Below are 25,566 nucleotides of genomic sequence, written 5' to 3'. Positions count from 1 at the left end.
TCGTTATTCCCGCCAGCCGTGGCCGTGGCGTTCGGTCAGCGAGACCGCCGCGCCCGGACCCCAGGTGCCGGCCGGGTACGGCCTTGGCGTGATCCCCGCCGCGCGCCAGCCATCGGCGATCGCATCGACCCATTGCCACGCGGCTTCGGTTTCGTCGCGGCGCACGAACAGGGTGCCGTTGCCTTCGATCGCATCCAGGTACAGGCGTTCGTAGGCGATGCGCTTGCGCGCGTTGGCGAACTCCTCGTGGAAGTCCAGGTCCAGGCCGACCTGCGACAAGCGCAGGCCACTGCGGTCGAGCCCCGGTGTCTTCGCCATCAGGTCGAGTTCGATGCGCTCTTCCGGCTGCAGGCGAATCAACAAGCCGTTGGGCTGCATGTCGCTGGCGGTACGGCCACCGAAGATCGAATACGGCACCTTGCGGAACTGGATGTAGATCTCGGTGCTGCGCGAGGGCAGCCGCTTGCCGGTGCGCAGGTAGAACGGCACGCCGGACCAACGCCAGTTGTCCACGTGCGCGCGCAGGGCGACGAAGGTTTCGGTGCGGCTGCTGCGACCCAGTTCGTCCGCGTAGCCGGGGACCGCGACGCCGTCGCTGGCACCCGCGGTGTACTGCCCGGCGACCGATTCGTGCGCGACCTGTTCGCGACCGATCGGGCGCAGCGAGCGCAGCACCTTGATCTTCTCGTTGCGCACCGCGGTCGGGTCGAACTTGGCCGGCGGCTCCATCGCCACCAGGCACAGCAGTTGCAGCAGATGGTTCTGCAGCATGTCGCGCAGCGCACCGGAATCGTCGTAGTAATCGCCACGCCCTTCGACGCCGACGGTCTCGCCGACGGTGATCTGCACCTGCTCGATATGCCGCGCATTCCACAGCGGTTCGAACAATGCATTGCCGAAGCGCAAGGCGATCAGGTTCTGCACGCCTTCCTTGCCCAGGTAGTGATCGACGCGGTAAATCCGCTCCTCGTCGAAGGCCATGGCAACGCTGTCATTTATCGCGATGGCAGAAGCGAGGTCCTTGCCGATCGGCTTCTCCAGCATCACGCGAGTGCCGGCACCGGCAGCACCGTGCGCAGCAAGGGACTGGCAGGCGGGACCGTAGAATTTCGGCGCGGTACTCATGTGATACAGCACGTCGCCGTCGCGCAGCGCTTGCACCTTCGACGCCAGCGCGGCCATCGAGGCATCGTCGTCGACGCTTGCCGCGGCATAGTCGAGTCGATCCAGCAAACCGCGCAGCGCGGCATCGTTGCGTTCCGCTGCGGCAATGCGGTCGGCGATGCTGGCCGAGACGAGGTTGGCGAAGCCTTCGCGGTCGAGTTCGCTGCGCGCGGTACCCAGGATGCGCAGGTTCGCCGGCAACAGCTGCTCGGCCTGCAGGCTGTACAGCGAGGGCAGCAGCATGCGCCGCGCGAGGTCGCCGGTGGCGCCGAAGATGGTCAGTAGCGAAGCGGGCGCGGCATGCGTCACGGATGGGTTCCGGCGTGGGGAACCCGAAGCTTAATACGGCTGCGCCGCGGATGTCGCAGTGGTTTCGTTTCCAACGTTCGCCGAGGTATGGCGGGTGGAGATCATTCATGTAGGCAGTACGCATAGGTATGTCGCGCAGCTGCCCTTTAGAATCGTTGCTCTAGTCGTCCAGGGCCCCGCAATGACGCGTCTTTCCTCGTTGGATCGTGAGCAACTGCTGGCTTGCGCCCGTGGTGAATTGTTCGGCGAAGGCAATGCCCGCTTGCCAGCACCGCCGATGCTCATGTTCGATCGCATCACCCACATCAGCGATGACGGCGGCGCGCACGGCAAGGGCTTCATCCGCGCCGAACTCGACATCCACCCGGACCTGTGGTTCTTCGGCTGCCACTTCCTCGGCGACCCGGTGATGCCCGGTTGCCTGGGGTGGATGCGATGTGGCAACTCACCGGCTTCTTCCTGCCGTGGCTGGGCGAAACCGGCCGTGGCCGCGCACTGGGCGCCGGCGAGATCAAGTTCACCGGGCAAGTGCTGCCGGACGCCAAGGTGGTCAGCTACGAGATCGACATCCGCCGCCTGCTGCGCGGGCGCCTGCGCCTGGTCGTCGCCGACGGCCGCACCTACGTGGATGGCCGCGAGATCTACACCGCCCGCGACATGCGCGTGGGCCTGTTCCAGTCGACGGAGGCCATGTGAGTACGACGATGCGCCGCGTGGTGGTGACCGGCATGGGCATCGCGTCCTGCCTGGGCAATGATCTCGAAACGGTGTCGTCGGCGCTGCGCGCCAGCCGGCCGGGCATCCGCTTCCTCCCCGACCACGCCGAGCACGGATTGCGCAGTCAGGTCGGCGGTGCCGTCGACCTCGACCTCGATGCGGTGATCGATCGCAAGCTCAAGCGTTTCATGAGCGATGCCGCCGCATACAGTTACGTGTCGCTGCGCGACGCGATCAAAGATGCCGGCCTCGACGAGTCGCAAACCAGCGATCCGCGCACCGGCCTGATCGCCGGTTCCGGTGGCGGATCCAGTCGCTGGCAGGTGGAAACCGCCGACTTGCTGCGCGATCGCGGCGTGCGCAAGGTCGGTCCGTACATGGTGCCGCGGACGATGTGTTCGACGGTCTCGGCCAACCTCGCCACTGCGTTCAAGATCAAGGGTCTCAGCTATTCGCTGTCCGCTGCCTGCGCGACCTCCGCGCACTGCATCGGCGCGGCCGCCGACCTGATCCACCACGGTGCGCAGGACATCATGTTCGCCGGTGGCGGCGAAGACCTGGACTGGACCATGAGCGTGATGTTCGACGCGATGGGTGCCTTGTCCACCAGCTTCAACGAGACGCCGGCCACGGCATCGCGTCCCTACGACACCAACCGCGACGGTTTCGTCATCGCCGGCGGCGGCGGCATGCTGGTGCTGGAAGACTACGAACACGCGAAGGCACGCGGCGCGCATATCCACGCCGAGCTGATCGGCTACGGCGTGACCAGCGACGGTGCCGACATGGTCGCGCCGAGCGGTGAGGGCGCGGTGCGTTGCATGCGCATGGCGATGGCAGGCATCGACCGTCCGATCGATTACCTGAACACCCACGGCACCTCGACCCCGCTCGGCGACATCACCGAATTGAACGCGGTGCGCGAAGTATTCGGCGATGCGGTGCCGCCGCTGTCGTCGACCAAGGCGCTGTCCGGCCATTCCCTGGGCGCGGCCAGCGTGCACGAGGCGATCTACAGCCTGCTGATGCTGCGCGACGGCTTCATCGCCGGTTCGGCGAACATCGAGACGCTCGATCCGCGTTGCGAGGGCTTTCCGATCGTGCGCGAAAGCCGCGATGCGGAATTGGACACGGTGATGTCGAACAGCTTCGGCTTCGGCGGCACCAATGCCGCAGTGGTGTTCGCGCGGATATGAGCGATCAGCGCAGCAGCCAGTCGGCCGTTGCGTCGGGGGTCTTGATCCACGCGTAATGGTCAGCCACGGTGCCGGCCGCCGCAGCATCGAAATGCCCTGCGGTCAGCTTCGCATTCGGCAATTTGCCGGTGAGGAAGGCCGTCGATACCGGCGGTGCCAGCCAGTCTTTATCGTAGGTCAGCGCGCGCAGCTCGCCGGTGAAGCGCGCCATGCCGGCTTCGAGGTCCACATCGACACCGGGCGCGGCGTAATGGCCACTGATCGCGATGCGTGCCCAATCGGCGATCACGCTGCGCGCCTCGTTGCCGCCAAAGCCGATCCGTCGACCCGGCATGAAGCCATTGCGTGCGGCCAGCCAGCGCATGAACTGATAGGCGGGCAGCAGGCCCCAGCGCTTCGGTGCGGCGAACTCGCGCCAGTACGGCGCACCGCTGGCGACCAGCCACAACGCATCCGCGCTGTCCGGATGCAGGCCCAACTGGCAGCACGACATCTGCCCGCCGAGACTGTGGCCACCGACGATGCGACGGAGGCCGGGCGCATGCGCATCCGCCATCGCCTGGCTGGCGGTGAGGTCGGCGAGCAATTCGCGATAACCCCAGTCGTTCCCCCGCGAGGCGCGCAGGTTGCTGGAACCGATCCCGCGCCATTCGTGCAGGAATACGGCCATCCCGCGTGCAGCCAATGCATCCGCGAACGGCAGGTAATGGCGCGCGGGCATGCCCATGCCGGCCAGCCACAGCACACGCCCGCGTGGCGCGTCGGGGATGCGCGCGATCAATTCGCAACGATGGCCATCGCCGGTCTCCACCGGCAGTTCAAGCGCCTGCATCAGCGCGCCGCCGCGCCGAAGTGATCGAGCACCACCACGTCGCCGCGACCCGGCCGGTAGCCGCCACGCAGCGCGCGTTCGATGTAGTCGGTGGCAGCTTCCACCGCAGCAGGCATCGACATGCCCCGGCACAGGTTGGCGGCGATCGAGGAGGCAAGCGTGCAGCCGGTGCCGTGGCCTTCCAGCGCGAGCCTGTCGTGGATGAACTCCGCGTCGACCACACCATCGTCGTAGCGGTCGATCACGGTCTCGCCTTCATCGAGATGGCCGCCTTTCAGCAGCACGGCCCTCGCGCCCATCGCGCGCAGCGCAGCGATGGCGGCGACCGCGTCGTCGGCATTCGCGATGGCCTGTCCGGTCAGTAGTTCCGCTTCCGGGATATTCGGCGTGACGATGCTGGCCAGTGGCAGCAGTCGCCTGCGCAGCGCGTGCAGCGCGTCATCGGCCAGCAACTTCGCGCCGCTGGTGGCGACCATCACCGGGTCCAGCACCACGTGCGGTGGTCGATGAGCTTCCAGCGCGTCAGCGACGCAGCCGATCACTTCGGCAGTGGCGAGCATCCCGATCTTCACCGCGCCGATATCGAAGTCATCGAAACACGCGTCGAGCTGCGCACGCAGGAAGCCGACATCCGGCACGTGCACGGCGGTCACGCCGCGGGTGTGCTGCGCGGTCAGCGCGGCGACCGCCGTGAGGCCATGCACGCGATGCGCGGCGAAGGTCTTGAGGTCGGCCTGGAGGCCGGCGCCACCACCGGAATCGGAACCGGCGATGGTCAGCGCGCTGTACGGGCGGTTGTCCTGCATCCGCCTATTGTGCCGGAGCCGGCGCAGGCAGGCGGGTGAGGCGCTCCGCCAGCTTCAGGGCGTGCTCGAAGTCGGGCGCGAGGTGCATGTGGCCGGGATCGGCATGCGTCTGCATCCGCGCAAGCACGCGATTCGGCTGCTCCTGCAGGCCGGAGATGACCAGCGCGATGCCCTTGCGCTGGCAGCGGTCTGCCAGCTTCTTCAGCGCGTGCACGCCACTTGCGTCCAGGACAGGGACCAGGCGCATGCGCAGGATGAACACCTTCGGCGGCGCCCGGAACTGGTCCAGCAGGTTGTCCAGCCGGTTCGCCGTGCCGAAGAACAGCGGTCCGCTGATCTGGTAGACCTCGACGCCTTTCGGCAGGCGGGCGCGTTGCTCGTCATCACCGGCCTGGTCCACGCCCGAGCTCACTTCCATCGCCTCGGACATCCGGAACATGAAGACGAACGCGGCGACCACGATGCCGACCTCGATCGCGATGGTGAGGTCCATGAACACCGTCAGCAGGAACGTGAGCAACAACACCAGGCGGTCGCCCTTCGGCGCCGACAGCGTGTTGCGGAAGGCCTCGTGCTCACTCATGTTCCAAGCCACCACCAGCAGCACCGCCGCCAGTGCTGCCAGCGGGACATGGCGCATCAGCGGCGCGAGCAAGAGCATGAACAGCAGCAGGTAGCAGGCATGCAGGATGCCGGCGACCGGGCTGCGGCCCCCCGCGCGGATATTGGTCGCTGTGCGCGCGAGGGCGCCGGTCGCGGGCAGGCCCCGAACAGCGCCGATCCGACATTGGCGATGCCCTGTGCCACCAGTTCGCCGTTCGAGCGATGCCTCCCGCCGGTCATGCCGTCGGCAACGACCGCGGACAGCAGCGATTCCACGCCAGACAGGAACGCGATGGTGAACGCGCTGGGCAGCATCTCGAACGTGCGCTCGAACGGGATGTGCGGGATCGCGAAGGTGGGCAGGGCGGATGGCAGCTCGCCGAAGCGGGTGCCGATGGTCTCCGCCGGCAGGGCGAAGGCCATGCTGGCCAGCGTGCATGCCAGCAGCGCGATCAGGAACCCTGGCCAGCTCGGCTTCCAGCGCCGCAGGGCCACGATCACCACCAGTCCGAGCACGGTCAGCGCCACCGCGGCCGGTTGGGTGGTGGCCATGTGCTTGCCATACGCCATCCAGCGCGCAAGGAACTCGGCGGGCACCGCGTCCATGCGCAGGCCGAGCACGTCCTTGACCTGGCTGGAGAAGATGCTCACCGCGATGCCGGCGGTAAAGCCGGTGATCACCGGCTGCGGCATGTATTTCATCAGCGTACCGAGCCGCAGCAGGCCGGCGCCGATCAGCATCAGCCCGGCCATCAGCGTGCACAGGATCAGGCCGCCGTAGCCGAACTTCTGGATGACCACGAACACCACCGGGATGAAGGCGGCGGTAGGCCCGCCGATCTGCACCCGAGACCCGCCGAACACCGAGATCAGGAAGCCGGCGATGATCGCCGTGTGCAGGCCTCTTTCCGGCGTGGTGCCGCTGGCGATCGCCAATGCCATCGCCAGCGGCAGCGCGACGATCGCCACGGTCAGGCCGGCGATCGCGTCCGCCTTGAAGGTCTGCAGGCCATAGCCTTCGCGCAGCACCGTCAGCAGCTTCGGCTCGAACATGCCGTGCCACGCGCGCCGGGCCGCTTCCAAGCGTGCGGCCATTACTGCGGTTCCTTCAGTCGCACCCCGCGGCCGCGTCCCTGGCTAGGGTTCTCGTTGCCGATGAGTTCCAGGCCGGCCGCGTCCAGTGCGTCGATGATCTTGGTCAGGGTGGCGACCACGCCGCGCACGTTGCCGTGGCTGCTTTCCATGCGCTGGATGGTGGGCACCGACACGCCCGCCATCTCCGCGAGCTGCTTCTGGTCGATGCCGAGCAGGGCGCGGGCGGCGCGCATCTGGGTCGAACTGATCATGGGCGGCTTCCGTCGGGAAAGGCATGATCATCAAGCTTCAGACAAGCTTGTACAACTTCAGAATATCTATATTGATATCTGAGATATCAAATATTGCTGGGTGATTAGAACCTGTCCTAGGCGCGGTGGGCCAGCCGCGAATCGCCGCCGCCACTCGTGCCGGAACCGCCCTCCCGCGTGTGGCCGGGGCGCGCCCGCAAACGGTAGGTAATGGCGCGTGGGCATGCCCATGCCCCTGCCGGCCAGCCACAGCCCGTGTTCGGGCGGGGCCGCGGGAATGCGGGTGATCAGGTCGCAACGGTGGCCATCGCCGTTCTCGACCGTCAGCTCAAGCGTCTGCATCAGTGCGGCTGCAGCGTGGTCGGCATTCGCGATGGCAGGGTCAGTGAGCATTTCGAGTTAGCGAATATTCGGGGTGACGATGCTCGCCCCTGGCAGCGGCCGCATGCGCAGGGCATGCGTGGCGCCAAGCTTCCGAATGCAATTACCAGATCAATATGCGCAGGTCCTGGGCATCGTCATTCAGTTTTTCACGAACATCATGCCGGCCCGTTCCAGCGAGGCTCCTCCCTCGTAAACCCGGCTTTTTTCGCACAGGAGGTCCTCATCGGCGAGCAGTTCCAATGCCGCGTCCAGCAGGCGGTACTCGATGCTGCCCATGAAGTGGGACTTGGTCGCCAGGGAATCGCGCACGCGAGGCCTGAGATCGGGGCCGTATTTCAGGTGCGCCAAAGCCAGTTGCATTGATGACGGCGGGGTCCGGTTACAGCTGTGGGCGTTCAGGTAAACCACGCCATTGCCCGTCTTGGCGAGCGGCGTCTTCCACAATGCCGGCAATGCGTAATTCTGGCCTTCGTATATGGCGCGATGCCGGGTTGGATGCCGTTCAAGCAGCATTTGCTGCAAGCGCCAGCGAATCCCGGCGGCGCGTTTTTTCGGTCGCCCATCATCGCGGCGTTCGAAGGTCGGGTCCTGGTCGAACCAGAGCGGGGCCTGCAGCGGCGGGGCGTCCAGTGGGACATGGAAAGCGTCACACAGCCGGCGTGGATAGAGTTCCACCATCTCGGCCAGCATGCACGGCCAGCCCTGACGGTCCAGGTGCGCAAGCAGGCCGTGGGCGCCCAGCAGTCCGTCGAAGCGCGAAGGCAACAGCAGGAATTCATCCGCGTCGACGCCCACCACCCAACGATCGGTGCCCAATGTGGCGGGGATCGCATTGCGTACGTGGTGGAGCAATTTCTCGCCGTTGGCCAGCATCTCGCTGAAGCCGGCAGGCGTGGCCCAGACAGTGCAGTCGGGTTGTTCGAGCAGGAACTCGCGGGTACCGTCGCTGGAGTTGTCGTCGAGGATGTGGAAATCCTCCACGCCCAGTGCGCGGTAATGGTCGAGGAAATGCGGCAGCAGGCAGGATTCGTTGCGCATGATCGCGAATACCGCTGGCCCACCGGTATCCCGGTGCCGGCGCAGCGTCCGCAGTTGGGCGTCGCGCCGCAGCGACGGAGCGCGCGGAAGCATTGGTGCGACGGTTAGTGCGCGAGCGATGGATTGCAGGCCGGCATCCGCGCTCGGGGCGGCTACTTCCTGCAATTCCATGCTGCAACGTCGGGCAGCACCCCAGGCGGGCAGAGTTCCCTGCCCTTGGTTTTCGCTGCACCACAGGGTCAAGGTGCTGGCAGGCACGGGAAACCCCTCGCGTGCAATGGACTCGACGGTGGCCAGAACCAGCAGTGCATTGCAGCTGCGCTGAGCCAGCATGCGCGCAGTACGGTCGTGCAGGCCGGATTCGGCTAGCGTGAGTTGCAGTCCATCGAGCGTGGCCCACTCGTTGCCGACGATGCCGAGGCCGGGTACCTGGAAGTCGGCGGTCGCCAACGCGCGCAGGGACGAGGCGTCGTCGTCCACTACCACAACGGTCGCGATCGCCCCCAGTCCGTCCCCGAGTACCAGTGCGCCCAAGGCTTCCTCACTGTAGCCATGATCCGCGAGATGGAGATCGAGTCCGGGTGTGGTGTTGACCTCGATGATGGCGCCACCGGCGACCTCAGGCGAAAGCGAGATGTCCGAGCACAGGTAGTCGATCCCGATCGAGGCCATCCCGAGGTTCGCGGCAATTGCCTCCGCCATGCGGCGGATATGCGGATGTACCTGCTGCAACACGTCGGTTGCTCCGCCGCCAGTGGACACATTGGCATTGCCGCGCAGCGCGACGCGCCGGTCAACGGTGGGAATGGCGTTCCAGTCCAGTCCTTGTGCAGCGAGGTAGCGATCGATGAGGAGTTCGCGTTTCACCTGCTGCAGATAACGGGCGGTCATCGGATCGGCAAGGCGATTCGCGTTCAGGCGGGCAACGAGTTGCGCCACGCTGGCGCGCCCGTCGCCTACGATCGTGGGGGGATTGCGTCGCGTGGCGGCAACCAGTTGGCCATGCAGCACGAGCAGGCGATGATCGTCACCTGGCACCAGTTGTTGCACGATCACCGGCAGTGCGCTGAGCGCGCGCTTCCGAGAAGGCGCGGCGCAGCCCCTCGCTGTCGCGGATCCCGACGGCGACGCCCTTGCCCTTGCCGCGATCGGCGGGCTTCACCACGAGCGGCCAACCGAGTTGCTGCGCCGCCGAGAGCGCCTGTTCGGCGGTTTCCGCCTGGACTTGGCGAGGCATCGCGAATCCGAGACGGGGCAGCAAATCGTGCGTGAGCAGCTTGTTGCGCGCGATTCGTGTGCCGGTCAGCGAATCGTCCAGCGGGGTGGCCTCCAGGAAACAGCGCGAACGCCTGCCCAGGCCGTACTGCCAGGTGCGGTTGCCGAAAGGGGAGGGCGCGAACGGAATGCCCGTGTCCGCGGCGCCGATCATCAGCACGCGTGCGATATAGTCGGGATGCAAGGTGCCGCACTGGTCGAGCAGGGTGCCCACCTGCGCCACGAGCCTGTTGCAGGCGAGGGCATCCATGCCATCCAGCCGCACGGCGTTCAGGCCCAGCGCCAAGGCATTGGCCGACAGCTTCGGGACATGAGTCCCCACCCACAAGTGCAGGACGGTTGCCGTTGCACGGGTCGCACCCGCGTCGAGTACAACGCCTCTTCGAGAATTCAGCAGGCCACGTGCCCAGTAGGTGGCGACGAGCGCCAATGCCTGCCCGGGCAGCACGAAGTCTAGGGAAGGCAGGCCGTCTAGCCAACCGGGATACGCATCCCCCAGGCGCGCAACGACGTGCACCACGTGCGCGTCGTCGACGTTGTCTCCGCACCAGTCCAGCGGCAGGTTGATCGAGACGGTGGGTCCATTGGCATGGGTGGTCGCGCCCGGGTGATGCCTGAATTGCAGACCAGCAAGATACATTGCCATCTCGAGTGACCAGATCGCGGCTTACAGGATCTCGGAGGCGAAGTCCGCCAACCGCGAACGCTCGCCGCGGCGCAAGGTCACGTGGGCGCTGTGCGCCCAGGCCTTGAAGCGGTCGACCGCGTAGGTCAGGCCCGAGGTGGTCTCGGTGAGGTAGGGCGTGTCGATCTGCTCGACGTTGCCCAGGCAGATGATCTTGGTGCCGGGCCCCGCGCGGGTAATCAGGGTCTTCATCTGCTTCGGCGTGAGGTTTTGCGCCTCGTCGAGGATCAGGTAGCGCGACAGGAAGGTGCGCCCGCGCATGAAGTTCATCGAGCGGATCTTGATTCGCGACGCCAGCAGGTCGTTGGTCGCCGCGCGCCCCCAGGCGCCACCGTCCTGGTTGTGGGTGAGCACTTCCAGGTTGTCGGTCAGCGCGCCCATCCACGGCGTCATCTTTTCCTCCTCGGTGCCGGGCAGGAAGCCGATGTCCTCGCCCACGCTGACCGTGGCGCGGGTCATGATGATCTCGCGGTAGCGCTGCGCATCCATGGTCTGCGCCAGGCCCGCGGCCAGCGCCAGCAGGGTCTTGCCGGTACCGGCGGTGCCGAGCAGGCTGACGAAGTCGATCTCCGGGTCCATCAGCGCGTTCAGCGCGAAGTTCTGCTCGCGGTTGCGGGCCAGGATGCCCCACACCGCGTGCTGGCTGTGGCGGAAGTCGTCGACGATCTGCAGGGTGACCCTGGTGTCGTCGACCCGCGCGACCTTCATCTCCGCATCGTCGTCGCCGGGCAGGTAGACGAACTGGTTCGGATACCAGTCGTCATCCTCGGTGCGCGCGATCTCGTAGAACGTGCGGCCCTTTTCGGTCCACGAACGCAATTCCTTGCCGTGGCGTTCCCAGAAATCCGCCGGCAATGCAGTGGCGCCGGTGTACAGCAGGCTGAAATCGTCCAGCGCGCGGTCGTTCTCGTAGTCCTCGCTGACGATCCCGGCGATCGACGCCTTGATCCGCAGGTTGATGTCCTTCGACACGAACACCACTGGCGCGCCTGGCTCCGATTCCTTCAGGGCCAGGATCGCGCCGAGGATGTGGTTGTCCGGGATCACCGCGCCGAAGCGCTTGCCGGCATCGAAATCGCCGGTCTGGAAGCGCAACCGGCCCACGCTGTCCGCGCCGCGCAGCTGCAATCCGTGCGGACGGGCGAGGGCGACGCCATTGTGGACGTCGGGGCTGCCGTGCGCTTCGATCAGCTCGTTGAGGAAGCGGCTGACCTGGCGTGCGTTGCGGCTGGCTTCGCTGGTGCCCTTCTTGCCGTTGTCCAGCTCTTCCATCACCTGCATCGGCAGGTACACATCGTGTTCCTCGAACTTGAACAGCGCGGTCGGGTCGTGCATCAACACATTGGTGTCGAGGACGTAGATGCGCTTGCTTCGCGTCATGCGTGGATTCCTGCGGTCGGACAGCGATGGGCCATCGCGTCCCGCGGGGCGGGGCGATGATGGGCACGGGAAACAGGGTTGGTCACTTGGCGTTTGCGGCCTTCAACGCGTCAAGCACGGCTTGCGCGTGACCCGGGACTTTCACCGGTTGCCATGTCTGACGGATGACGCCAGCGGGATCGATCAGGAAGGTGCTGCGGACGATGCCGATGTACTCGCGGCCGTAGAGTTTCTTCGGCTGGATCACGCCGAACGCGTTGCAGACGGTTTCGTCGGCATCGCTCACCAGGTCGAACTTGAAGCCCTGCTTCGCACAGAAATTCTGATGCGACTTCAGCGAATCCTTCGAAACGCCGAGCACCACGGCGCCCGCACGCTTGAATGCGGGCAACAGCGCATTGAAGTCCTGGCCTTCGGTGGTGCAGGCCGGCGTCGAGTCTTTCGGGTAGAAGTACAACACCAGCCACTTGCCGGCGTAATCGCCAAGCGAGGCCGGCTGGTCGCCGGTGAGCGAGAGCGGGAGGTCGGGGACGCGGTCGCCGGTATCGAGCATCGGACTCAGTACTTCATTGGATCCATGATGGCGTCGAGGTTCAGGTGGTCGCAGAACTCGAGGAAGTCGTCGCGCAGCGCGGCGATGTGCATGTCGGCCGGGATCCCGATGGTCAGTTGCGCCGAGAACATGTCGGCACCGGTCTGCATCGCCCGGTAGCGCGAACAGTGCAGGCTTTCGATGGTGATGCCCTGTTGGTCGAAGAAGTCGGCCAGCTGGAACAGGATGCCGGGTTTGTCCGAGGCGATCACCTCGACCACGTACGGCAGCAGGCTGGACTGCACGGGCTTGGGCCCGGTGCGGTACCAGATCAGCTTCAGGCCTTCCTCGCGCTCCAGCTTCGCCAGCATGGTCTCGAGCTTGGCCACCGCATCCCACGAGCCGGTGGCGAGCGCGGTCACCGAGACATCGCGGCCGACCGTGGCCAGGCGCGTGTCGACCAGGTTGCAGCCGGAATCCGAGATGCGCCGGGTGACCGCCAGCAGGGGCGACTGCGGATGCGTGGTGTACGCGTTGATCAGCAGGTGGTTTTCGTTCGGCGCCGGGCGGGCAGAGATATCGGTCAAGGGAGCGTCCGGAGCGGATGGGGTGGGCGGCGCGGGAGGCGCGGGTGGGATGCGACGCATGTGCCAGCATACTTGCCGGTGCTTTCGAGCCGCAAGTAAGATTCGGCTTCGCTCCACCCATCCCCCATCGCGTCGCGCGTTCATCGGCCGCGCCCAGTACGAGCCACCCACGTGCGACTTTCCGGCAGTATCACTGCGCTGGCGACGCCTTTCACGGCCGCCGGCGACATCGACTTCCCCGCCTGGCAGCGCTTGCTGAAGGCGCAGCGGGATGCGGGCACCCAAGGCGTGATCGTGGCCGGCTCCACCGGCGAAGCCGCAGCGCTGTTCGACGACGAATACGAGACTCTGCTGGTCAGCGCCGTCGAGTTCCTGGGCGGGCGCATGCCGGTGTTGGCCGGCACCGGTCATTCGAATACCGCCAAGACCATCCAGGCCAACCGCCGCGCCGCCGCGCTGGGTGCCGATGCCGCGCTGGTGGTGACGCCGCCGTACGTGCGGCCCACCCAGTCCGGCCTGCTCGCGCATTTCCGCGCGGTCGCCGACGAGGGCGGCCTGCCGGTGGTGCTCTACAACGTGCCCGGGCGCACCGGCTGCGACCTCGCCCCGGAAACCGCCGGCGAGCTGTCGTTGCACCCGAACATCGTCGGCATCAAGGAGGCGCGTGCCGAGGCGGCGCGCATGGACGACCTGCTGCCCTGCCGGCGCGACGGCTTTGCCGTGCTCAGCGGCGACGACCCCACCGCGGCGCGGGCGATGCTGGCCGGTGCCGACGGGGTGATCTCGGTCGCCTCGAACGTGGTACCCGGGACCTTCCGCCGGCTGTGCCAGCTGGCCCGCGGCGGCGACGTGGCCGGTGCCGAGGCGCTCGATGCGCGCTTGTACGCGCTCTACCACTTCCTCGGCGTCGAGCCCAATCCGATCCCGGTCAAAGCCTTACTCGCGCTGAACGGAATCGGTCATGGCCTGCGCCTGCCGCTCCAGCCGCTATCATCCGTCCATGCCGCCGAGGCCCAGCGCCTGCATGCGGACATCCTCCAACTCGAAGACTGATGCCGCCGATCGCGGCCTGACAGGAGCTCCAGATGCGTCGTAGTGCCCGCGTGTCCCCGATTGCCGCCCCGCTCGCCGCCGTCTTGCTGGTGGTTGGCCTGTCCGGCTGCAGCATGTTCGGCAAGAAGAACGAGCTGTACACGCAGAGCGCCGAAAGCCGCCCGCTGGAAGTTCCACCGGACCTGGATCGTCCGAGTGCCGACAAGGCCATGTCCCTGCCGGCAGCCGGCGGCAGCGTCAGCGCCTCGGGCATGAACAATGCTGGCGGAAGCAGCGCCGCGCCGATCGGCTTCAACGCCACCGGCGACCGCGACGCGCTGTTCGCCAAGGTCGGCGAGGTGCTCACCGCCACGTCGGGCGTGACCATCGCCAGCAAGGCGCAGATCCTCGGTACCTACGACGTCGACTACATGGGCGCCAAGTTCCTGGTCCGGGTGACCAAGGCCGGCGAGGGCGTGTACATCTCCGCGGTCGATCCGCGTGGCCTGCCGCCGGTGGGCGAGGCACCGGTCAAGCTGATCGGCGCGTTGAAGGCCGCGATCGCACCTTGAGCTATTGAAGCCAGGAATGCAGAAGGGCGCCGCTAGGTGCCCTTTTCGTTGGAAGTTGCGCTGGCGTCAGCGTTCCAGCAGTGCGAGCTTGCCCGGCTTGCCATCCCACTCGGCGGCATCGGCCGGTGCATCCTTGCGCGTTGCCAGCACCGGCCATTCCTTGGCCAGTTCCGCATTGAGCGCCACGAATGGTTCCTGGCCCGCGGGCACGTCTTCTTCCGGATAGATCGCGTTGACCGGGCATTCCGGCTCGCACAGGGTGCAGTCGATGCACTCGTCGGGATCGATCACCAGGAAGTTCGGGCCTTCGTGGAAGCAGTCCACCGGACACACCTCGACGCAGTCGGTGTGCTTGCACTTGATGCAGTTCTCGGTGACGACGAAGGGCATGGCCGGGTTCCGTGATGCGATGACGGTAGTTTAACGCTCAGGTCACGGGATAGACGCGGCACATCACTTGTGCCGCGCCCTTCGCTTCGCTGCGGGCAACCCGTACGGGCCCTCAGCCCGACGGGCGGATCAATAAAAAAGCCCGGGTGCTAGCACCCGGGCTTTTTTATTGATTGGTACTCCCAACGGGATTCGAACCCGTGTGTCCACCTTGAGAGGGTGGTGTCCTAGGCCTCTAGACGATGGGAGCAGATGACGCACCGGTTGGACGACCGGCTCGCCGGCGGCAGGGCCACGCGTCGAGCTTGCTAGTATAGGTGGCTGCGCTGGCCACTGGCAACGCAACTCATCCCATTTCCAAACCCGGCGCCGCCGTAGCGAATGACCGAAATCGAATCCCAGACCCTCTATCCCGTTCCCAGCCTGCGCGTGATCACCCGCGACGAGCACGGCCTGTCCCGCAAGCAGATGAGCCAGAACGCATTGCGCGTGCTCTATCGACTGCGCGAAGCCGGTTTCGGCGGCTATCTGGTCGGCGGCGCGGTGCGCGACCTGCTGGTCGGTGGCGCGCCGAAGGACTATGACGTGGCCACCGACGCCACGCCGGAGCAGGTCAAGTCGCTGTTCCGGAACTGCCGGCTGATCGGCCGCCGCTTCCGCCTGGCCCATGTGGTCTACGGCCGCGAGATCATCGAGGTCGCGACCTTCCGCGCCAACATCGACGACGGCAGCGGCGACCGCGAGCAGCACGAGGGCGGCCGCCTGCTGCGCGACAACGTTTACGGCACGATCGAGGACGATGCGATCCGCCGCGACTTCACCGCGAATGCGCTGTATTACGCGATCGAGGATTTCTCGGTGCGCGATTACGTCGGCGGCTACGACGACGTGCAGGCGCGCCTGCTGCGCCTGATCGGCGATCCCGAGGCGCGTTATCGCGAGGATCCGGTGCGCATGCTGCGCGCGGCGCGGTTGGCGGCCAAGCTGGACTTCACCATCGAGGCCGGTACCGCCGAGCCGATCGCGCGTCTCGCGCCGCTGCTGGCCGAGTCCGCACCGGCGCGGCTGTTCGAGGAAACCCTGAAGATGTTCCTCTCGGGCCATGCGGTCGCCAGCTTCGAGCGACTCGAAGCGCACGGACTGCTGCCGGCGCTGCTGCCGGAAACTGCACAGGCGCTGGCCTCGAACAAGTCCGGCGCACTTCGACGGATGTTGGTGCAAGGCCTGCGCAACACCGACGCCCGCGTCGCCGCCGATGAATCGGTATCGCCCGCATTCCTGTATGCGGTGCTGTTGTGGCCGGCGTATTGCCGCGCGCTGGCGTTGCTGCAGGCGCAGGGCGTGCATGCCGCGGATGCGCAGCGTCGCGCTGCCGATCGCGTGACCTTGCATCAGGTGGCGCGTACCGCGTTGCCGCGCCGATTTTCGCTGCCGATGCAGGAAATCTGGCTGCTGCAGCCGCGCTTCTCGCAACGCGTGCGCAAGCGCGTGTTCCGGTTGCTCTCGCACCCGCGCTTCCGCGCTGCGTTCGATTTCCTGGAACTGCGCCTGGCCGCCTCCGATTCGCATGCCGAAGACGTGGCGTACTGGCGCGAGGCGCAGCTGCATCCCGACGCCGTCCTTGCGGCCGCCGAGCGAGCCGCACACGCCGCCGAGTCCGACGGCATCGCGGAGGCGGGCGAAGCCGGTGCCGACGGGGATCCAGCGCGCAAGCGCAAGCGCCGTCGTCGTCGCAGTGGATCGAACGCACCGGGCGCAACGTCGCAAGAACCCGCATGACTTTGGCAGCGGTTGGCCTGGGTGCCAACCTGGGCGATGCCGCGCGGAACGTGCGCAAGGCCATCGACGCGCTTGAGCAGTTACCGGGGACGCGCCCGGTGCGGGCGTCGCGGCTGTACCGCACACCGGCCTGGGGCGTTACCGCGCAACCCGATTTCATCAACGCGGTGGCCTTGCTCGACACCGCTCTGCCGGCGCGCGACTTGCTGCATGCGCTGCTGGACATCGAGCGCGCCTGTGGCCGGGTCCGCATCGAGGGCGAGCGTTGGGGCCCACGCACGCTCGATCTCGATCTCTTGCTTTACGGCGACGCCGTCATCGACGAGCCCGGCCTGCGCGTGCCGCATCCGCACCTGCACGAACGCGCCTTCGCCCTGTTGCCGCTGCTCGACGCCTGGCCGGACGCCGCTATCCCCGGCATCGGCCCCGCCCGTGAATGTGCGGCCGTGATGGCGGCGGACGCCATCGAACCGTTACCTTAAGCGCCCGCGGGAAGGAGCCTGGCATGAGCGAGCCACAGAAACGCTGGACCGTGCCGATGCTGGGCGAGGCGCGTGCCGCCGGCCGCAAGCTGGTAATGCTGACCAGTTACGACGCAAGCTTCGCGCGCGTATTGGACGACAACGGCATCGACCTGATCCTGATCGGCGACTCGCTGGGCATGGTCGTGCAGGGCTTCGATTCCACCTTGCCGGTGCGGGTGGACGACATCGCCTACCACACCGCAGCGGTGGCGCGCGGGGCGACGCGTGCGCTGAAGATCGCGGATTTCCCGTTCGGTTCCGATGGTTCAGCGCTGGAAGCGCATGCGGCCGCAGTGCGCTTCATCCAGGCCGGTGCGAGCATGGTCAAGCTGGAAGGCGCGGGCCACAAGCTGGAGACGATCCGCTACCTCGTCGAGCGGGAAATCCCGGTCTGCGCGCATCTGGGACTGACGCCGCAATCCGTGCACCGTTTCGGCGGTTTCAAGGTGCAGGGCCGCGAGGACGCCGCCGCCGCCAAGTTGTGCGAGGACGCACTCGCCGTGGCCGATGCCGGTGCCGCGCTGCTGGTACTGGAAGGCGTGCCCGCCGCGCTGGCATCGCGCATCACTGCCGCCAGCCCGATCCCGACCATCGGCATCGGTGCCGGTTCCGGTTGCGATGGCCAGGTATTGGTATTGCACGACCTGCTGGGCCTGGACACCGGCCATCGCAAGCCGAAATTCGTCAAGGATTTCCTGGTCGAAGGCGGTTCCGTCGCGGGTGCGATCCGTGCCTATGCCGACGCCGTGCGCGATGGCCGTTTTCCCGACGCCGAACACGCCTACGCCTGACGCCATTGCCAAACGAGCCGACATGATCGAAACCATCACCGAGCTTGAATCGCTGCGCGAGCGGATCCGCGGTTGGAAGCGCGAAGGCCTGCGTGTCGGCTTCGTCCCGACGATGGGCAACCTGCATGCCGGCCACTATTCGTTGGTCGCACTGGCCCGCCAATACGCCGACAAGATCGTCTCCAGCGTCTTCGTCAATCCGACCCAGTTCGGCCCGAACGAGGATTTCACCCGCTACCCGCGCACGCCGGATGCGGACACCAGCGGCCTGCAATCCGCCGGCTGCGACGTGCTGTGGTTGCCCGACGTGGCGGCGATGTATCCCTTCGGCGTGGAACTGGCCGCCAGCATCCGCGTACCCGGCGTCAGCGCAGTGCTGGAAGGTGCGCATCGGCCCGGTCATTTCGATGGCGTGTGCACGGTGGTCGGCCGCCTGTTCAACCAGGTGCAGCCCGATGTCGCCGTGTTCGGCAAGAAGGATTACCAGCAGCTGGCGGTGATCCGGCAGATGGTCGCCGACCTGCACGTGCCGATCCGCATCGTCGGCGGCGACATCGTCCGCGAAGCCAATGGACTGGCGATGAGCTCGCGCAACCAGTACCTGTCTGCCGACGAACGCATGGTGTCGTCGATCATCCACCACACCCTGCACGCGATGCGCGACGGCCTGCTGGTCGGCCTGCCGCTCGCCCAGGTCGAGGCGGATGCCGACGCGGCCCTGCGCGATGCCGGTTTCGTCCCGGACTACACGGTGGTGCGCCGTCCTGACCTGACCGAGCCGGCCGATGGCGAAGCCGGCAACCTGGTCGCCCTGATCGCCGCGCGGCTGGGCCGCACCCGCCTGATCGACAACCTCGAATTCCAATTGGCTGGCTGAACCCGGCAACGGCGGGCCAGCGGCGGGTTTGTTGCAGCGCGGAAATCGCGGCCTATACTTCGGCCTCCCGGGCCTGTCCCGGGCTTCGCGCCACTGGAGTCGAACATGCAACTGACCTTGCTGAAGGCCAAGATCCACCGCGCCAGCGTCACCCATGCCGAGCTGCATTACGAAGGCTCCTGCGCGATCGACGGCCGCCTGCTGGATATCTCCGGCATCCGCGAATACGAGCGCATCGAGATCTACAACGTCAACAACGGCGAGCGTTTCGCGACCTACGCGATCCGCGGCGAGGAAGGCAGCGGGGTGATCTCGGTCAACGGCGCGGCCGCGCACAAGGCGCAGCCCGGCGACCTGGTGATCATCTGCGCTTACGGTCAGTGCGACGAGGCCGAAGCCGCCAAATTCAAGCCGACCTTGGTGTACGTGGACCGCGACAACGGGTTGACCCACACCAACCGATCGATGCCGAAGCAGGCCGCATGAGCATGCTGGCCGGACTCGACGCGGAAGCACGCAGGCTGGCCAATACCTCCATCAGCGACCTGATCCGACAGGATCCGGCGCGCGCCAGCGATTTCGCCCTTCGCTGTGGTGGGCTCTACGCTAACTTCGCCCGCCAGCGCTACGACCGCACCGCGCTGGACGCCTTGTTCGCGATCGCCGAGCGCGCCGACCTGGTCGGTGCGATGCGTCGCCTGCTGGATGGTGCCATCGTCAATCCGAGTGAAGGCCGCGCGGCACTGCACAGCGCGCTGCGTGGCGACAACTCGACTTCGCAAGTCGCCATCGGCGCGCGTGCGCAGGCCGTCGACGCGCAGGCGCGGATGCGTGCGTTGATCGAACAACTCGAAGCGAGCGACGTCACCGACATCGTCAGCGTCGGCATCGGTGGTTCCGACCTGGGCCCGCGGCTGATGGTCGATGCGCTGGCCCTGCACGATGCGCGCTTCAAGGTCCATTTCATCTCGAATGTCGACGGCAATGCGGCGCAGCGCGTCCTCGCCGGACTGGATCCGGAGCGCAGCGCTGCCATCGTCATTTCCAAGACCTTCGGGACCCAGGAAACCCTGCTCAACGGCGGCATCGTCCGGGAGTGGCTGAGCAACGATGAACGCCTGTATGCCGTGAGCACCAATGCCGAGCGCGTGGCTGCGTTCGGCGTACCGCCGGAACGCACCCTGCCGATGTGGGATTGGGTGGGCGGCCGCTATTCGCTGTGGTCGGCGGTCGGTTTCCCGATCGCGCTGGCGCTGGGCATGGATCGTTTCCTCGAACTGCTCGACGGTGCCGCGGCGATGGATGCGCATGCAGCCAATGCCGCGCCGCGCGACAACATCGCGATCCTGCACGCGCTCACCGCGGTGTGGAATCGCAACGCACTGCATGCGGCAACGCAGGCGGTGCTGCCCTACGACGACAGACTCAAGCTGCTGCCGGCCTACCTGCAGCAACTGGTGATGGAAAGCCTGGGCAAGTCGGTGCGGATTGAAGGCGATGCCGTGGAGGTCGACACCGTGCCGGTGTGGTGGGGCGGCGCGGGCACCGACACCCAGCACAGTTTCTTCCAGGCGCTGCATCAGGGCACGCAAGTCGTGCCTGCCGATTTCATCGGCGTGCTGCAGGCCGACCATCCACATGCTCAGAACCACGCCGCGCTGCTGGCAAACCTGCTGGCGCAGACCGAGGCGCTGGCGAACGGGCAGGGCAGCGATGATCCACATCGACGCTATCCGGGCAACCGTCCGAGCACGTTGTTCCTGCTCGACGCGCTGACGCCACGCTCACTCGGCATGCTGGTCGCGCTGTACGAGCACAGCGTCTACCTGCAGTCGGTGCTGTGGGGCATCAATGCCTTCGACCAGTTCGGCGTCGAGTTGGGCAAGCAGGTCGCGAGTCGCTTGCTGCCTGCTTTGGAGGGCGAGGGCGAAGCTGACGATGCTGTGACGAAAGTGCTGTTGCGCGAGTTCAGCCAGCGACGCTGATCAAAAGGACGGCCGGCCCCGGTTTGCTCCGGGACCTTCGGCGGCATGGATGCCGCCGATGAGCCTACATGGATGTATTCACGGCGTGTCCCGGAGTGAATCGGGGCCGGCCGGCCCAGTGACGAAGTGCTTTTCAGGCGGTCGCGTGCTGGTGAAGTGCCCAAGCAACATGCTCGCGCACCACTGCCGATGGATGCTCGCGGCGTGACTGCAAAGCGTTGATCACCTCGCTCGTCTTGGGAGCATTCCCCAGTGCCACCGCGATATTGCGCAACCAGCGCTCGTGCCCGCTGCGACGGATCGCCGAACCTTCGGTGCGACGCAGGAATTCGTCTTCCTCCCACGCGAACAATTCCGCCAGCGTGGCGTGGTCGAGGTTGTTGCGCACGCGGAAGTCCGGCTCATCGGTGCGCACCGCGAACTTGTTCCACGGACACACCAGCTGGCAATCGTCGCAACCGAAAATGCGGTTGCCGATCAGCGGTCGCAGTGCCTCGTCGATGCTGCCTTCGTGTTCGATGGTGAGGTAACTGATGCAGCGCCGCGCATCCAGACGATACGGCGCGGTGATCGCCTGGGTCGGACAGACCTCGATGCAGCGCGTGCAACTACCGCAATGCGCGGATGCCGGTGGATCGATCGGCAGCGGCAGATCGACGAACAATTCGCCGAGGAAGAACCAACTGCCGCCATCCTTGTCGATCAGGCAGGTGTGCTTGCCGATCCAGCCGAGGCCCGCGTTGCGTGCCAGCGCGCGTTCCAGCACGGGCGCGGAATCCACGAACACGCGAAAACCGAACGGGCCGATCTCCTTCGCCACGTCGTCAGCAAGCTTCTGCAAGCGGTTGCGCATCAGCTTGTGGTAGTCGCGTCCCAGCGCATAGCGCGCCACATACGCGCGTTCGCCATCACGCAGGTTGTCCCAGGCGGCGTCGGCGTCCCGACCGTAGTCGAGTCCGACCGACACCACTCGCAGCGTACCCGGGATCAGTTCCGCCGGCCGGCTGCGCTTGTCCCCGTGGCTGGCCATCCACGCCATCGAACCGTGCAGGCCTTCGTCCAGCCATGACTGCAGGAACGCCTCGTCATCCTGCAGTTCCACGCCTGAGATCCCGACGCGCTGGAAGCCCGCCGCCTGCGCCAGTGCGCGGATGCGAGCCGCCAGTGCGATGTAGTCGGGGAGCGTCGAAGACATGCGCGAAGTATAGGAGTCGGTTCTAGAATCGACCGATGCACAGTCCGTTCCCGCTGTACGCCCCCGACCAGTTGCGCGAGCTCGAGGCGCGCGGCATCGCATCCTGCGGTGGCGACGCGTTCGCTTTGATGGCGCGTGCCGGGCTGGCGGCCTGGCATTGCGTGCTGAAACATTGGTCGCGAGCGCGACGCATCTTGGTGGTCTGCGGACCCGGCAACAACGGTGGCGATGGTTATGTGCTCGCCCGGCATGCGCTGTCTTCTGGTATCCGTGTGCAGGTGCTGCGGCTCGATGCGCATGCGCCGCGCACGCCGCTGGCACGGCGGGCCCACGATGCCTTCATCGCTTCAGGCGGGCAGGTCGCATGCGTGGGAGGCGAACTGGGTGATGCCGATCTGCTGGTCGATGCCCTGTTCGGCATTGGACTGTCGCGGGCGCCCGACGACTCCGTGTCGGCCTTGATCGAAGCGATGAGCCGGCATCCGGCGCCGGTGCTGGCGCTCGACGTTCCCAGTGGCATCGACGCGCGCAGCGGTGACGCGCCGGGTGCGGCGGTGGTCGCGGATCGCACCCTGCAGTTCATCGCACGCCATCGCGGCCTGCGTACCGGCGCGGCACTGGACCATGCCGGCGACTTGCAACTGGCGTCGCTCGACCTGCCTGCGACCGTGTTCGACGGCATTGACCCGGCGGCGTTCGCGTTGCGCGCGGATGCCTTGCCTGGCTTCTTTCCGCTGCGCCCGCGCGACAGCCACAAGGGCCGCAATGGCCATGTGCTGTGCATCGGCGGCGACCACGGGAGTGGTGGCGCGATCCTGCTGGCGGCCGACGCCGCGCTGCGTAGCGGCGCCGGCCTGCTCAGCGTGGCGACGCGTGCGGAGCACGTGCCCGCCTTGCTTGCGCGCAGGCCGGAAGCGATGGTCCACGGGGTGGACGATGCTGCGCAACTGGCGCCCTTGCTGTCGCGTGCCGGCGTGATCGCGATCGGTCCCGGGCTGGGTCAGGGCGATTGGGGACGTGGCCTGCTGGATCTCGTGCTGGCCAATGACGCGCCGGGCGTCGTCGATGCCGATGCGTTGAACCTGCTGGCATCCTCCGGGCAACGCTTGCGTGCACAGGACGTGGCCACGCCGCATCCCGGCGAGGCCGCGCGCCTGCTCGGTATCCCCGCCCACGACGTGCAGCGCGATCGTTTCGCCGCCGCGCAAGCGCTGCACGAACGGCTTGGCTGCACAGTGGTGTTGAAAGGTGCCGGCAGCATCATCGCCAGCCCCGACCGCGCACCCACAGTGATCTGCGCCGGCAATCCGGGCATGGCGGTGGGCGGGATGGGCGACGTGCTCACCGGCGTCATTGCCGCCTTGCTGGCGCAGGGCATGCCGGCGGGCGATGCGGCAATCGCCGGCGCATTGCTGCATGCGGCGGCCGGCGATGCCGCCGCACGCGAGGATGGCGAGCGCGGCCTGCTGCCATCGGATCTCTTGCCTTGGTTGCGCCGGCTGGCCAATCCGATGCGACGATAGGCGCATGCACGATCTTTTCCTCGACGCCGCCGACGCCACCGAATCGCTCGGCGCGCGCCTCGCCCAGTCACTGCCGCCGCGTGGCGTGGCCTACCTGCATGGCGACTTGGGTGCCGGCAAATCCACCCTCGCGCGGGCGCTGCTTCGCGCGTTGGGCGTGACCGGCACGATCCGCAGTCCGACCTACACCCTGGTCGAGCAATACCCGCTGCCGGCTGGCGGCATGGCACTGCACCTCGACCTTTACCGGATCGGCGATCCCGGCGAGCTCGAGTTCCTGGGGCTGGACCCGGCCGAAACACGGCTCTGGCTGGTCGAGTGGCCCGAACGCGGGCAGGGCGGCTTGCCGGCCGCCGACGTCGACGTGGAGCTAACCGTGGAGGGCACGGGCCGGCGCTGCCGCCTGCACGCGCGCACGACCGCCGGCGAAGCCTGGCTGCAGGCGCTACGTCCGGCTTGACGCTCCGGGCATGAGTTGCGCGCGCATTTAGGAAAGTACGGCAGGTCACGGATTATTAAGGGAAAAATGCTTGCGCTTGCTGGCGTCAAGTGCTTAACTCCCGGGCATGCGAGTGAAGGGGATCCGCTTCGAGCAAGTCCTGCTGGCGCTGATGCTGCTGGCGGCGCTGTGCTGGAACCTCGCAAACGCCTCGGAAATCAAGCAGTTGCGCGTGGAAACCGGGGCGACCGGCACGCGCGTCGAACTCCAGCTGGACCGCCCGGGCGACTACAAGGTCATCGAGCTGCGCAATCCCGACCGTCTGGTCGTGGACTTCGCCGACAGCCGCCTGGCCCGCAACCTGAGCATGCCTGCCGGCGCTGGCGCGGTGAAAGCCGTGCGCACCGGCCAGCCGCAACCAGGGATCGTCCGCGTGGTGTTCGACCTGGCCAGCCAGGTCAAGGCAATGCCGCCGCGGATCGAAACCACGGCCGCCGGCCCTCGCCTGGTACTGGAATGGCCGGGAGACGCCGCCGTCGCTCTGACCACTCCCGTCATCGCGGCGCCGATCGTGGCTGCCAAGCCCGATCCGATCGCCGAGATCGCCAAGGCCTCCGCCGCGGTCGAAACCGATCCCGGCAAGGTGGTCGGCAAGGCCGCCACCGTCTCCGAACTGCCCGGCACCGTCGCCACCGGCGTGCCCACCCGCGTCGCCACCGGCAAGCCGGAACCGATGCCCACCGAGACACCGGCGGCCGCCGCGCCCATTCCGCGTCCGGTGATGCAGGCCGGCATGCGCCCGCTGGTCATTTCCATCGATGCTGGCCACGGCGGCCAGGATCCGGGCGCGATCGGCCCGAACGGCAATCGCGAGAAGAACGTGACCCTGGCCATCGCCCGCGAACTGGCCCGCCAGATCAATGCCACGCCCGGCATGAAGGCGCACCTGACCCGCGATGCGGATGTCTTCATCCCGCTCAATCGCCGGGCCGTGCTGGCGCGTGGTGCCAAGGCCGACATCTTCGTGTCGATCCACGCCGATGCTGCCGAGAACCGCAGCGCCACCGGCTCCTCGGTGTACGTGATGTCCACCCGCGGTGCGTCCTCGCAGCGCGCACGCTGGCTGGCCGACAAGGAGAACGCCGCCGACCTGATCGGTGGCGTGAAGCTGGCCGCGACCGGCGACACGCTGAAGTCGGTGCTGCTGGACCTGACCCAGAGTGGGCAGATGAAAGCCTCGTCCGACGCCGCCGCTCACGTGCTGGGCAGCCTGGGCAGCGTGGGCAAGACCCGTCGGGTCGAACACGCCAATTTTGCCGTGCTGCGCACCTCGGACGTGCCGGCCATGCTGGTCGAAACCGGGTTCATCTCCAATCACGGTGAAGAGGCGCTACTGTCCAGCCCGGATTACCAGCGCAAGCTGGCGACCGCGGTGCTGGCCGGCATCAACGAATACTTCACCCGCCAGCCGCCGCCTGGCACCTTGTACGCCGCGCGGGCGCATGCCCTGCAAGTCAGCCAGGCGGCCTCGACCGGCACTGGCGCGAATTCGGGCGGCAGTCCGTAATTTCTGGCGTCATTTCGGCATCCGCCGGAATGACGGGT

General features: G+C 66.9%; 24 protein-coding genes, 1 tRNA gene and 2 pseudogenes. 13 read left to right on the top strand and 14 right to left on the bottom strand.

The features are described 5' to 3' along the window. Positions 1-3: 3 nt before the first annotated feature. A complete protein-coding gene (gene zwf / locus H9L16_RS15420) occupies positions 4-1,473 on the bottom strand; it encodes a glucose-6-phosphate dehydrogenase (RefSeq protein WP_187552513.1) in 1,470 nt (489 codons plus the stop codon). Between the two features lie 181 nt (positions 1,474-1,654). On the opposite strand from zwf, the pseudogene fabA reads away from it, so the two are divergent. Beyond that, positions 1,655-2,169 (top strand): annotated as a pseudogene (fabA, locus tag H9L16_RS15415) (3-hydroxyacyl-[acyl-carrier-protein] dehydratase FabA). Between the two features lie 8 nt (positions 2,170-2,177). Then, entirely contained in the window at positions 2,178-3,386 is a 1,209-nt protein-coding gene (gene fabB / locus H9L16_RS15410; RefSeq protein ID WP_187554230.1) for a beta-ketoacyl-ACP synthase I, read from the top strand. 4 nt (positions 3,387-3,390) lie between these two features. Here fabB and H9L16_RS15405 read toward each other — a convergent pair whose 3' ends face one another. The 10 genes and pseudogenes from H9L16_RS15405 to H9L16_RS15365 all read right to left on the bottom strand — a co-directional run bounded on the left by H9L16_RS15405 (position 3,391) and on the right by H9L16_RS15365 (position 12,914). Then, positions 3,391-4,218 carry an alpha/beta hydrolase family protein gene (locus H9L16_RS15405; RefSeq protein WP_229796484.1) on the bottom strand — a complete coding sequence of 276 codons (828 nt, stop codon included), beginning with the start codon at positions 4,216-4,218 and terminating at the stop codon, positions 3,391-3,393. Then, complete coding sequence (gene thiD / locus H9L16_RS15400) at positions 4,218-5,024, bottom strand: bifunctional hydroxymethylpyrimidine kinase/phosphomethylpyrimidine kinase (RefSeq protein ID WP_187552512.1); 807 nt, start codon at positions 5,022-5,024, stop codon at positions 4,218-4,220. Before thiD ends, H9L16_RS15405 begins: the two co-directional genes overlap by 1 nt. A 4-nt stretch (positions 5,025-5,028) precedes the next feature. Then, the gene (locus H9L16_RS16300) at positions 5,029-5,442 is read right to left on the bottom strand and encodes an STAS domain-containing protein (RefSeq protein WP_233449432.1); all 414 of its coding nucleotides are present in this window, start codon (positions 5,440-5,442) and stop codon (positions 5,029-5,031) included. Positions 5,443-5,598: 156 nt separating this feature from the next. Further along, a pseudogene (locus H9L16_RS16295) lies at positions 5,599-6,569 on the bottom strand (SulP family inorganic anion transporter); the annotation flags it as partial. A 152-nt stretch (positions 6,570-6,721) separates the two neighbouring features. Then, positions 6,722-6,973, bottom strand: coding sequence for a helix-turn-helix domain-containing protein (locus H9L16_RS15390; protein ID WP_187552511.1), 252 nt, complete (start codon positions 6,971-6,973; stop codon positions 6,722-6,724). A gap of 522 nt (positions 6,974-7,495) precedes the next feature. Further along, complete coding sequence (locus H9L16_RS15385; protein ID WP_187552510.1) at positions 7,496-9,445, bottom strand: glycosyltransferase family 2 protein; 1,950 nt, start codon at positions 9,443-9,445, stop codon at positions 7,496-7,498. Next, on the bottom strand, positions 9,423-10,310 hold the full coding sequence (locus H9L16_RS15380; protein WP_187552509.1) for an ATP-binding protein: 888 nt from the start codon (positions 10,308-10,310) through the stop codon (positions 9,423-9,425). The genes H9L16_RS15385 and H9L16_RS15380 overlap by 23 nt, the downstream gene beginning before the upstream one ends. 27 nt (positions 10,311-10,337) lie before the next feature. Beyond that, complete coding sequence (locus H9L16_RS15375) at positions 10,338-11,735, bottom strand: PhoH family protein (RefSeq protein ID WP_187552508.1); 1,398 nt, start codon at positions 11,733-11,735, stop codon at positions 10,338-10,340. An 82-nt stretch (positions 11,736-11,817) separates the two neighbouring features. Next, complete coding sequence (locus tag H9L16_RS15370; RefSeq protein WP_187552507.1) at positions 11,818-12,288, bottom strand: peroxiredoxin; 471 nt, start codon at positions 12,286-12,288, stop codon at positions 11,818-11,820. Positions 12,289-12,293: 5 nt separating this feature from the next. After that, entirely contained in the window at positions 12,294-12,914 is a 621-nt protein-coding gene (locus tag H9L16_RS15365) for a glycine cleavage system transcriptional repressor (RefSeq protein WP_187552506.1), read from the bottom strand. A gap of 111 nt (positions 12,915-13,025) precedes the next feature. On the opposite strand from H9L16_RS15365, the gene dapA reads away from it, so the two are divergent. Together dapA and H9L16_RS15355 are read left to right on the top strand one after the other, a co-directional pair. Further along, on the top strand, positions 13,026-13,907 hold the full coding sequence (gene dapA / locus H9L16_RS15360; protein WP_187552505.1) for a 4-hydroxy-tetrahydrodipicolinate synthase: 882 nt from the start codon (positions 13,026-13,028) through the stop codon (positions 13,905-13,907). Positions 13,908-13,939: 32 nt separating this feature from the next. After that, positions 13,940-14,458, top strand: coding sequence for a hypothetical protein (locus H9L16_RS15355; protein WP_187552504.1), 519 nt, complete (start codon positions 13,940-13,942; stop codon positions 14,456-14,458). Positions 14,459-14,524: 66 nt separating this feature from the next. Here H9L16_RS15355 and fdxA read toward each other — a convergent pair whose 3' ends face one another. Together fdxA and H9L16_RS15345 are read right to left on the bottom strand one after the other, a co-directional pair. Further along, positions 14,525-14,848, bottom strand: a complete 324-nt coding sequence (fdxA, locus tag H9L16_RS15350) for a ferredoxin FdxA (protein WP_187552503.1) — start codon at positions 14,846-14,848, stop codon at positions 14,525-14,527. A gap of 174 nt (positions 14,849-15,022) precedes the next feature. Then, positions 15,023-15,098, bottom strand: a tRNA-Glu gene (locus H9L16_RS15345). A 131-nt stretch (positions 15,099-15,229) separates the two neighbouring features. Here H9L16_RS15345 and pcnB point away from each other — a divergent pair. The 6 genes from pcnB to pgi all read left to right on the top strand — a co-directional run bounded on the left by pcnB (position 15,230) and on the right by pgi (position 20,804). Then, positions 15,230-16,627, top strand: coding sequence for a polynucleotide adenylyltransferase PcnB (pcnB, locus tag H9L16_RS15340; RefSeq protein WP_187552502.1), 1,398 nt, complete (start codon positions 15,230-15,232; stop codon positions 16,625-16,627). Continuing rightward, entirely contained in the window at positions 16,624-17,109 is a 486-nt protein-coding gene (gene folK / locus H9L16_RS15335; protein ID WP_187552501.1) for a 2-amino-4-hydroxy-6-hydroxymethyldihydropteridine diphosphokinase, read from the top strand. Before pcnB ends, folK begins: the two co-directional genes overlap by 4 nt. A gap of 23 nt (positions 17,110-17,132) precedes the next feature. After that, positions 17,133-17,942, top strand: coding sequence for a 3-methyl-2-oxobutanoate hydroxymethyltransferase (gene panB, locus H9L16_RS15330; protein ID WP_187552500.1), 810 nt, complete (start codon positions 17,133-17,135; stop codon positions 17,940-17,942). Between the two features lie 22 nt (positions 17,943-17,964). Continuing rightward, complete coding sequence (gene panC / locus H9L16_RS15325) at positions 17,965-18,819, top strand: pantoate--beta-alanine ligase (protein WP_187552499.1); 855 nt, start codon at positions 17,965-17,967, stop codon at positions 18,817-18,819. 105 nt (positions 18,820-18,924) lie between these two features. Then, positions 18,925-19,305, top strand: a complete 381-nt coding sequence (gene panD, locus H9L16_RS15320) for an aspartate 1-decarboxylase (protein WP_187552498.1) — start codon at positions 18,925-18,927, stop codon at positions 19,303-19,305. Next, positions 19,302-20,804 (top strand): glucose-6-phosphate isomerase, encoded by a 1,503-nt coding sequence (pgi, locus tag H9L16_RS15315; protein WP_187552497.1) that lies wholly within the window; start codon positions 19,302-19,304, stop codon positions 20,802-20,804. Before panD ends, pgi begins: the two co-directional genes overlap by 4 nt. A gap of 133 nt (positions 20,805-20,937) precedes the next feature. On the opposite strand, the gene queG is transcribed toward pgi, so the two are convergent. After that, positions 20,938-21,999, bottom strand: a complete 1,062-nt coding sequence (gene queG, locus H9L16_RS15310; protein ID WP_187552496.1) for a tRNA epoxyqueuosine(34) reductase QueG — start codon at positions 21,997-21,999, stop codon at positions 20,938-20,940. Between the two features lie 35 nt (positions 22,000-22,034). Here queG and H9L16_RS15305 point away from each other — a divergent pair, with 35 nt between their 5' ends. From H9L16_RS15305 to H9L16_RS15295, 3 genes are all read left to right on the top strand, one after another. Then, complete coding sequence (locus H9L16_RS15305; RefSeq protein ID WP_187552495.1) at positions 22,035-23,522, top strand: NAD(P)H-hydrate dehydratase; 1,488 nt, start codon at positions 22,035-22,037, stop codon at positions 23,520-23,522. Between the two features lie 4 nt (positions 23,523-23,526). After that, the gene (gene tsaE / locus H9L16_RS15300) at positions 23,527-23,982 is read left to right on the top strand and encodes a tRNA (adenosine(37)-N6)-threonylcarbamoyltransferase complex ATPase subunit type 1 TsaE (protein WP_187552494.1); all 456 of its coding nucleotides are present in this window, start codon (positions 23,527-23,529) and stop codon (positions 23,980-23,982) included. 151 nt (positions 23,983-24,133) lie between these two features. After that, positions 24,134-25,528: an N-acetylmuramoyl-L-alanine amidase gene (locus H9L16_RS15295; RefSeq protein WP_187554228.1), complete on the top strand. Its 1,395-nt coding sequence runs from the start codon at positions 24,134-24,136 to the stop codon at positions 25,526-25,528. Positions 25,529-25,566: the final 38 nt, after the last annotated feature.

Source organism: Thermomonas carbonis (assembly GCF_014396975.1).
Lineage (GTDB): Bacteria > Pseudomonadota > Gammaproteobacteria > Xanthomonadales > Xanthomonadaceae > Thermomonas > Thermomonas carbonis.
This window is presented reverse-complemented; position numbering and strand designations above follow the sequence as displayed.

Excerpts from the sequence above, each read along its gene's own strand:
- panC (WP_187552499.1), top strand. The coding sequence starts at position 17,965 with ATGATCGAAACCATCACCGAGCTTGAATCGCTGCGCGAGCGGATCCGC.
- fdxA (WP_187552503.1), bottom strand. The coding sequence starts at position 14,848 with ATGCCCTTCGTCGTCACCGAGAACTGCATCAAGTGCAAGCACACCGAC.
- H9L16_RS15305 (WP_187552495.1), top strand. The coding sequence starts at position 22,035 with ATGCACAGTCCGTTCCCGCTGTACGCCCCCGACCAGTTGCGCGAGCTC.
- thiD (WP_187552512.1), bottom strand. The coding sequence starts at position 5,024 with ATGCAGGACAACCGCCCGTACAGCGCGCTGACCATCGCCGGTTCCGAT.
- panB (WP_187552500.1), top strand. The coding sequence starts at position 17,133 with ATGAGCGAGCCACAGAAACGCTGGACCGTGCCGATGCTGGGCGAGGCG.
- H9L16_RS15375 (WP_187552508.1), bottom strand. The coding sequence starts at position 11,735 with ATGACGCGAAGCAAGCGCATCTACGTCCTCGACACCAATGTGTTGATG.
- H9L16_RS15390 (WP_187552511.1), bottom strand. The coding sequence starts at position 6,973 with ATGATCAGTTCGACCCAGATGCGCGCCGCCCGCGCCCTGCTCGGCATC.
- tsaE (WP_187552494.1), top strand. The coding sequence starts at position 23,527 with ATGCACGATCTTTTCCTCGACGCCGCCGACGCCACCGAATCGCTCGGC.
- H9L16_RS15295 (WP_187554228.1), top strand. The coding sequence starts at position 24,134 with ATGCTGCTGGCGGCGCTGTGCTGGAACCTCGCAAACGCCTCGGAAATC.
- H9L16_RS15405 (WP_229796484.1), bottom strand. The coding sequence starts at position 4,218 with ATGCAGGCGCTTGAACTGCCGGTGGAGACCGGCGATGGCCATCGTTGC.
- H9L16_RS15380 (WP_187552509.1), bottom strand. The coding sequence starts at position 10,310 with ATGTATCTTGCTGGTCTGCAATTCAGGCATCACCCGGGCGCGACCACC.
- folK (WP_187552501.1), top strand. The coding sequence starts at position 16,624 with ATGACTTTGGCAGCGGTTGGCCTGGGTGCCAACCTGGGCGATGCCGCG.
- H9L16_RS15370 (WP_187552507.1), bottom strand. The coding sequence starts at position 12,288 with ATGCTCGATACCGGCGACCGCGTCCCCGACCTCCCGCTCTCGCTCACC.
- pgi (WP_187552497.1), top strand. The coding sequence starts at position 19,302 with ATGAGCATGCTGGCCGGACTCGACGCGGAAGCACGCAGGCTGGCCAAT.
- H9L16_RS15365 (WP_187552506.1), bottom strand. The coding sequence starts at position 12,914 with ATGCGTCGCATCCCACCCGCGCCTCCCGCGCCGCCCACCCCATCCGCT.
- H9L16_RS15355 (WP_187552504.1), top strand. The coding sequence starts at position 13,940 with ATGCGTCGTAGTGCCCGCGTGTCCCCGATTGCCGCCCCGCTCGCCGCC.
- H9L16_RS16300 (WP_233449432.1), bottom strand. The coding sequence starts at position 5,442 with ATGGAAGTGAGCTCGGGCGTGGACCAGGCCGGTGATGACGAGCAACGC.
- panD (WP_187552498.1), top strand. The coding sequence starts at position 18,925 with ATGCAACTGACCTTGCTGAAGGCCAAGATCCACCGCGCCAGCGTCACC.
- fabB (WP_187554230.1), top strand. The coding sequence starts at position 2,178 with ATGCGCCGCGTGGTGGTGACCGGCATGGGCATCGCGTCCTGCCTGGGC.
- pcnB (WP_187552502.1), top strand. The coding sequence starts at position 15,230 with ATGACCGAAATCGAATCCCAGACCCTCTATCCCGTTCCCAGCCTGCGC.
- queG (WP_187552496.1), bottom strand. The coding sequence starts at position 21,999 with ATGTCTTCGACGCTCCCCGACTACATCGCACTGGCGGCTCGCATCCGC.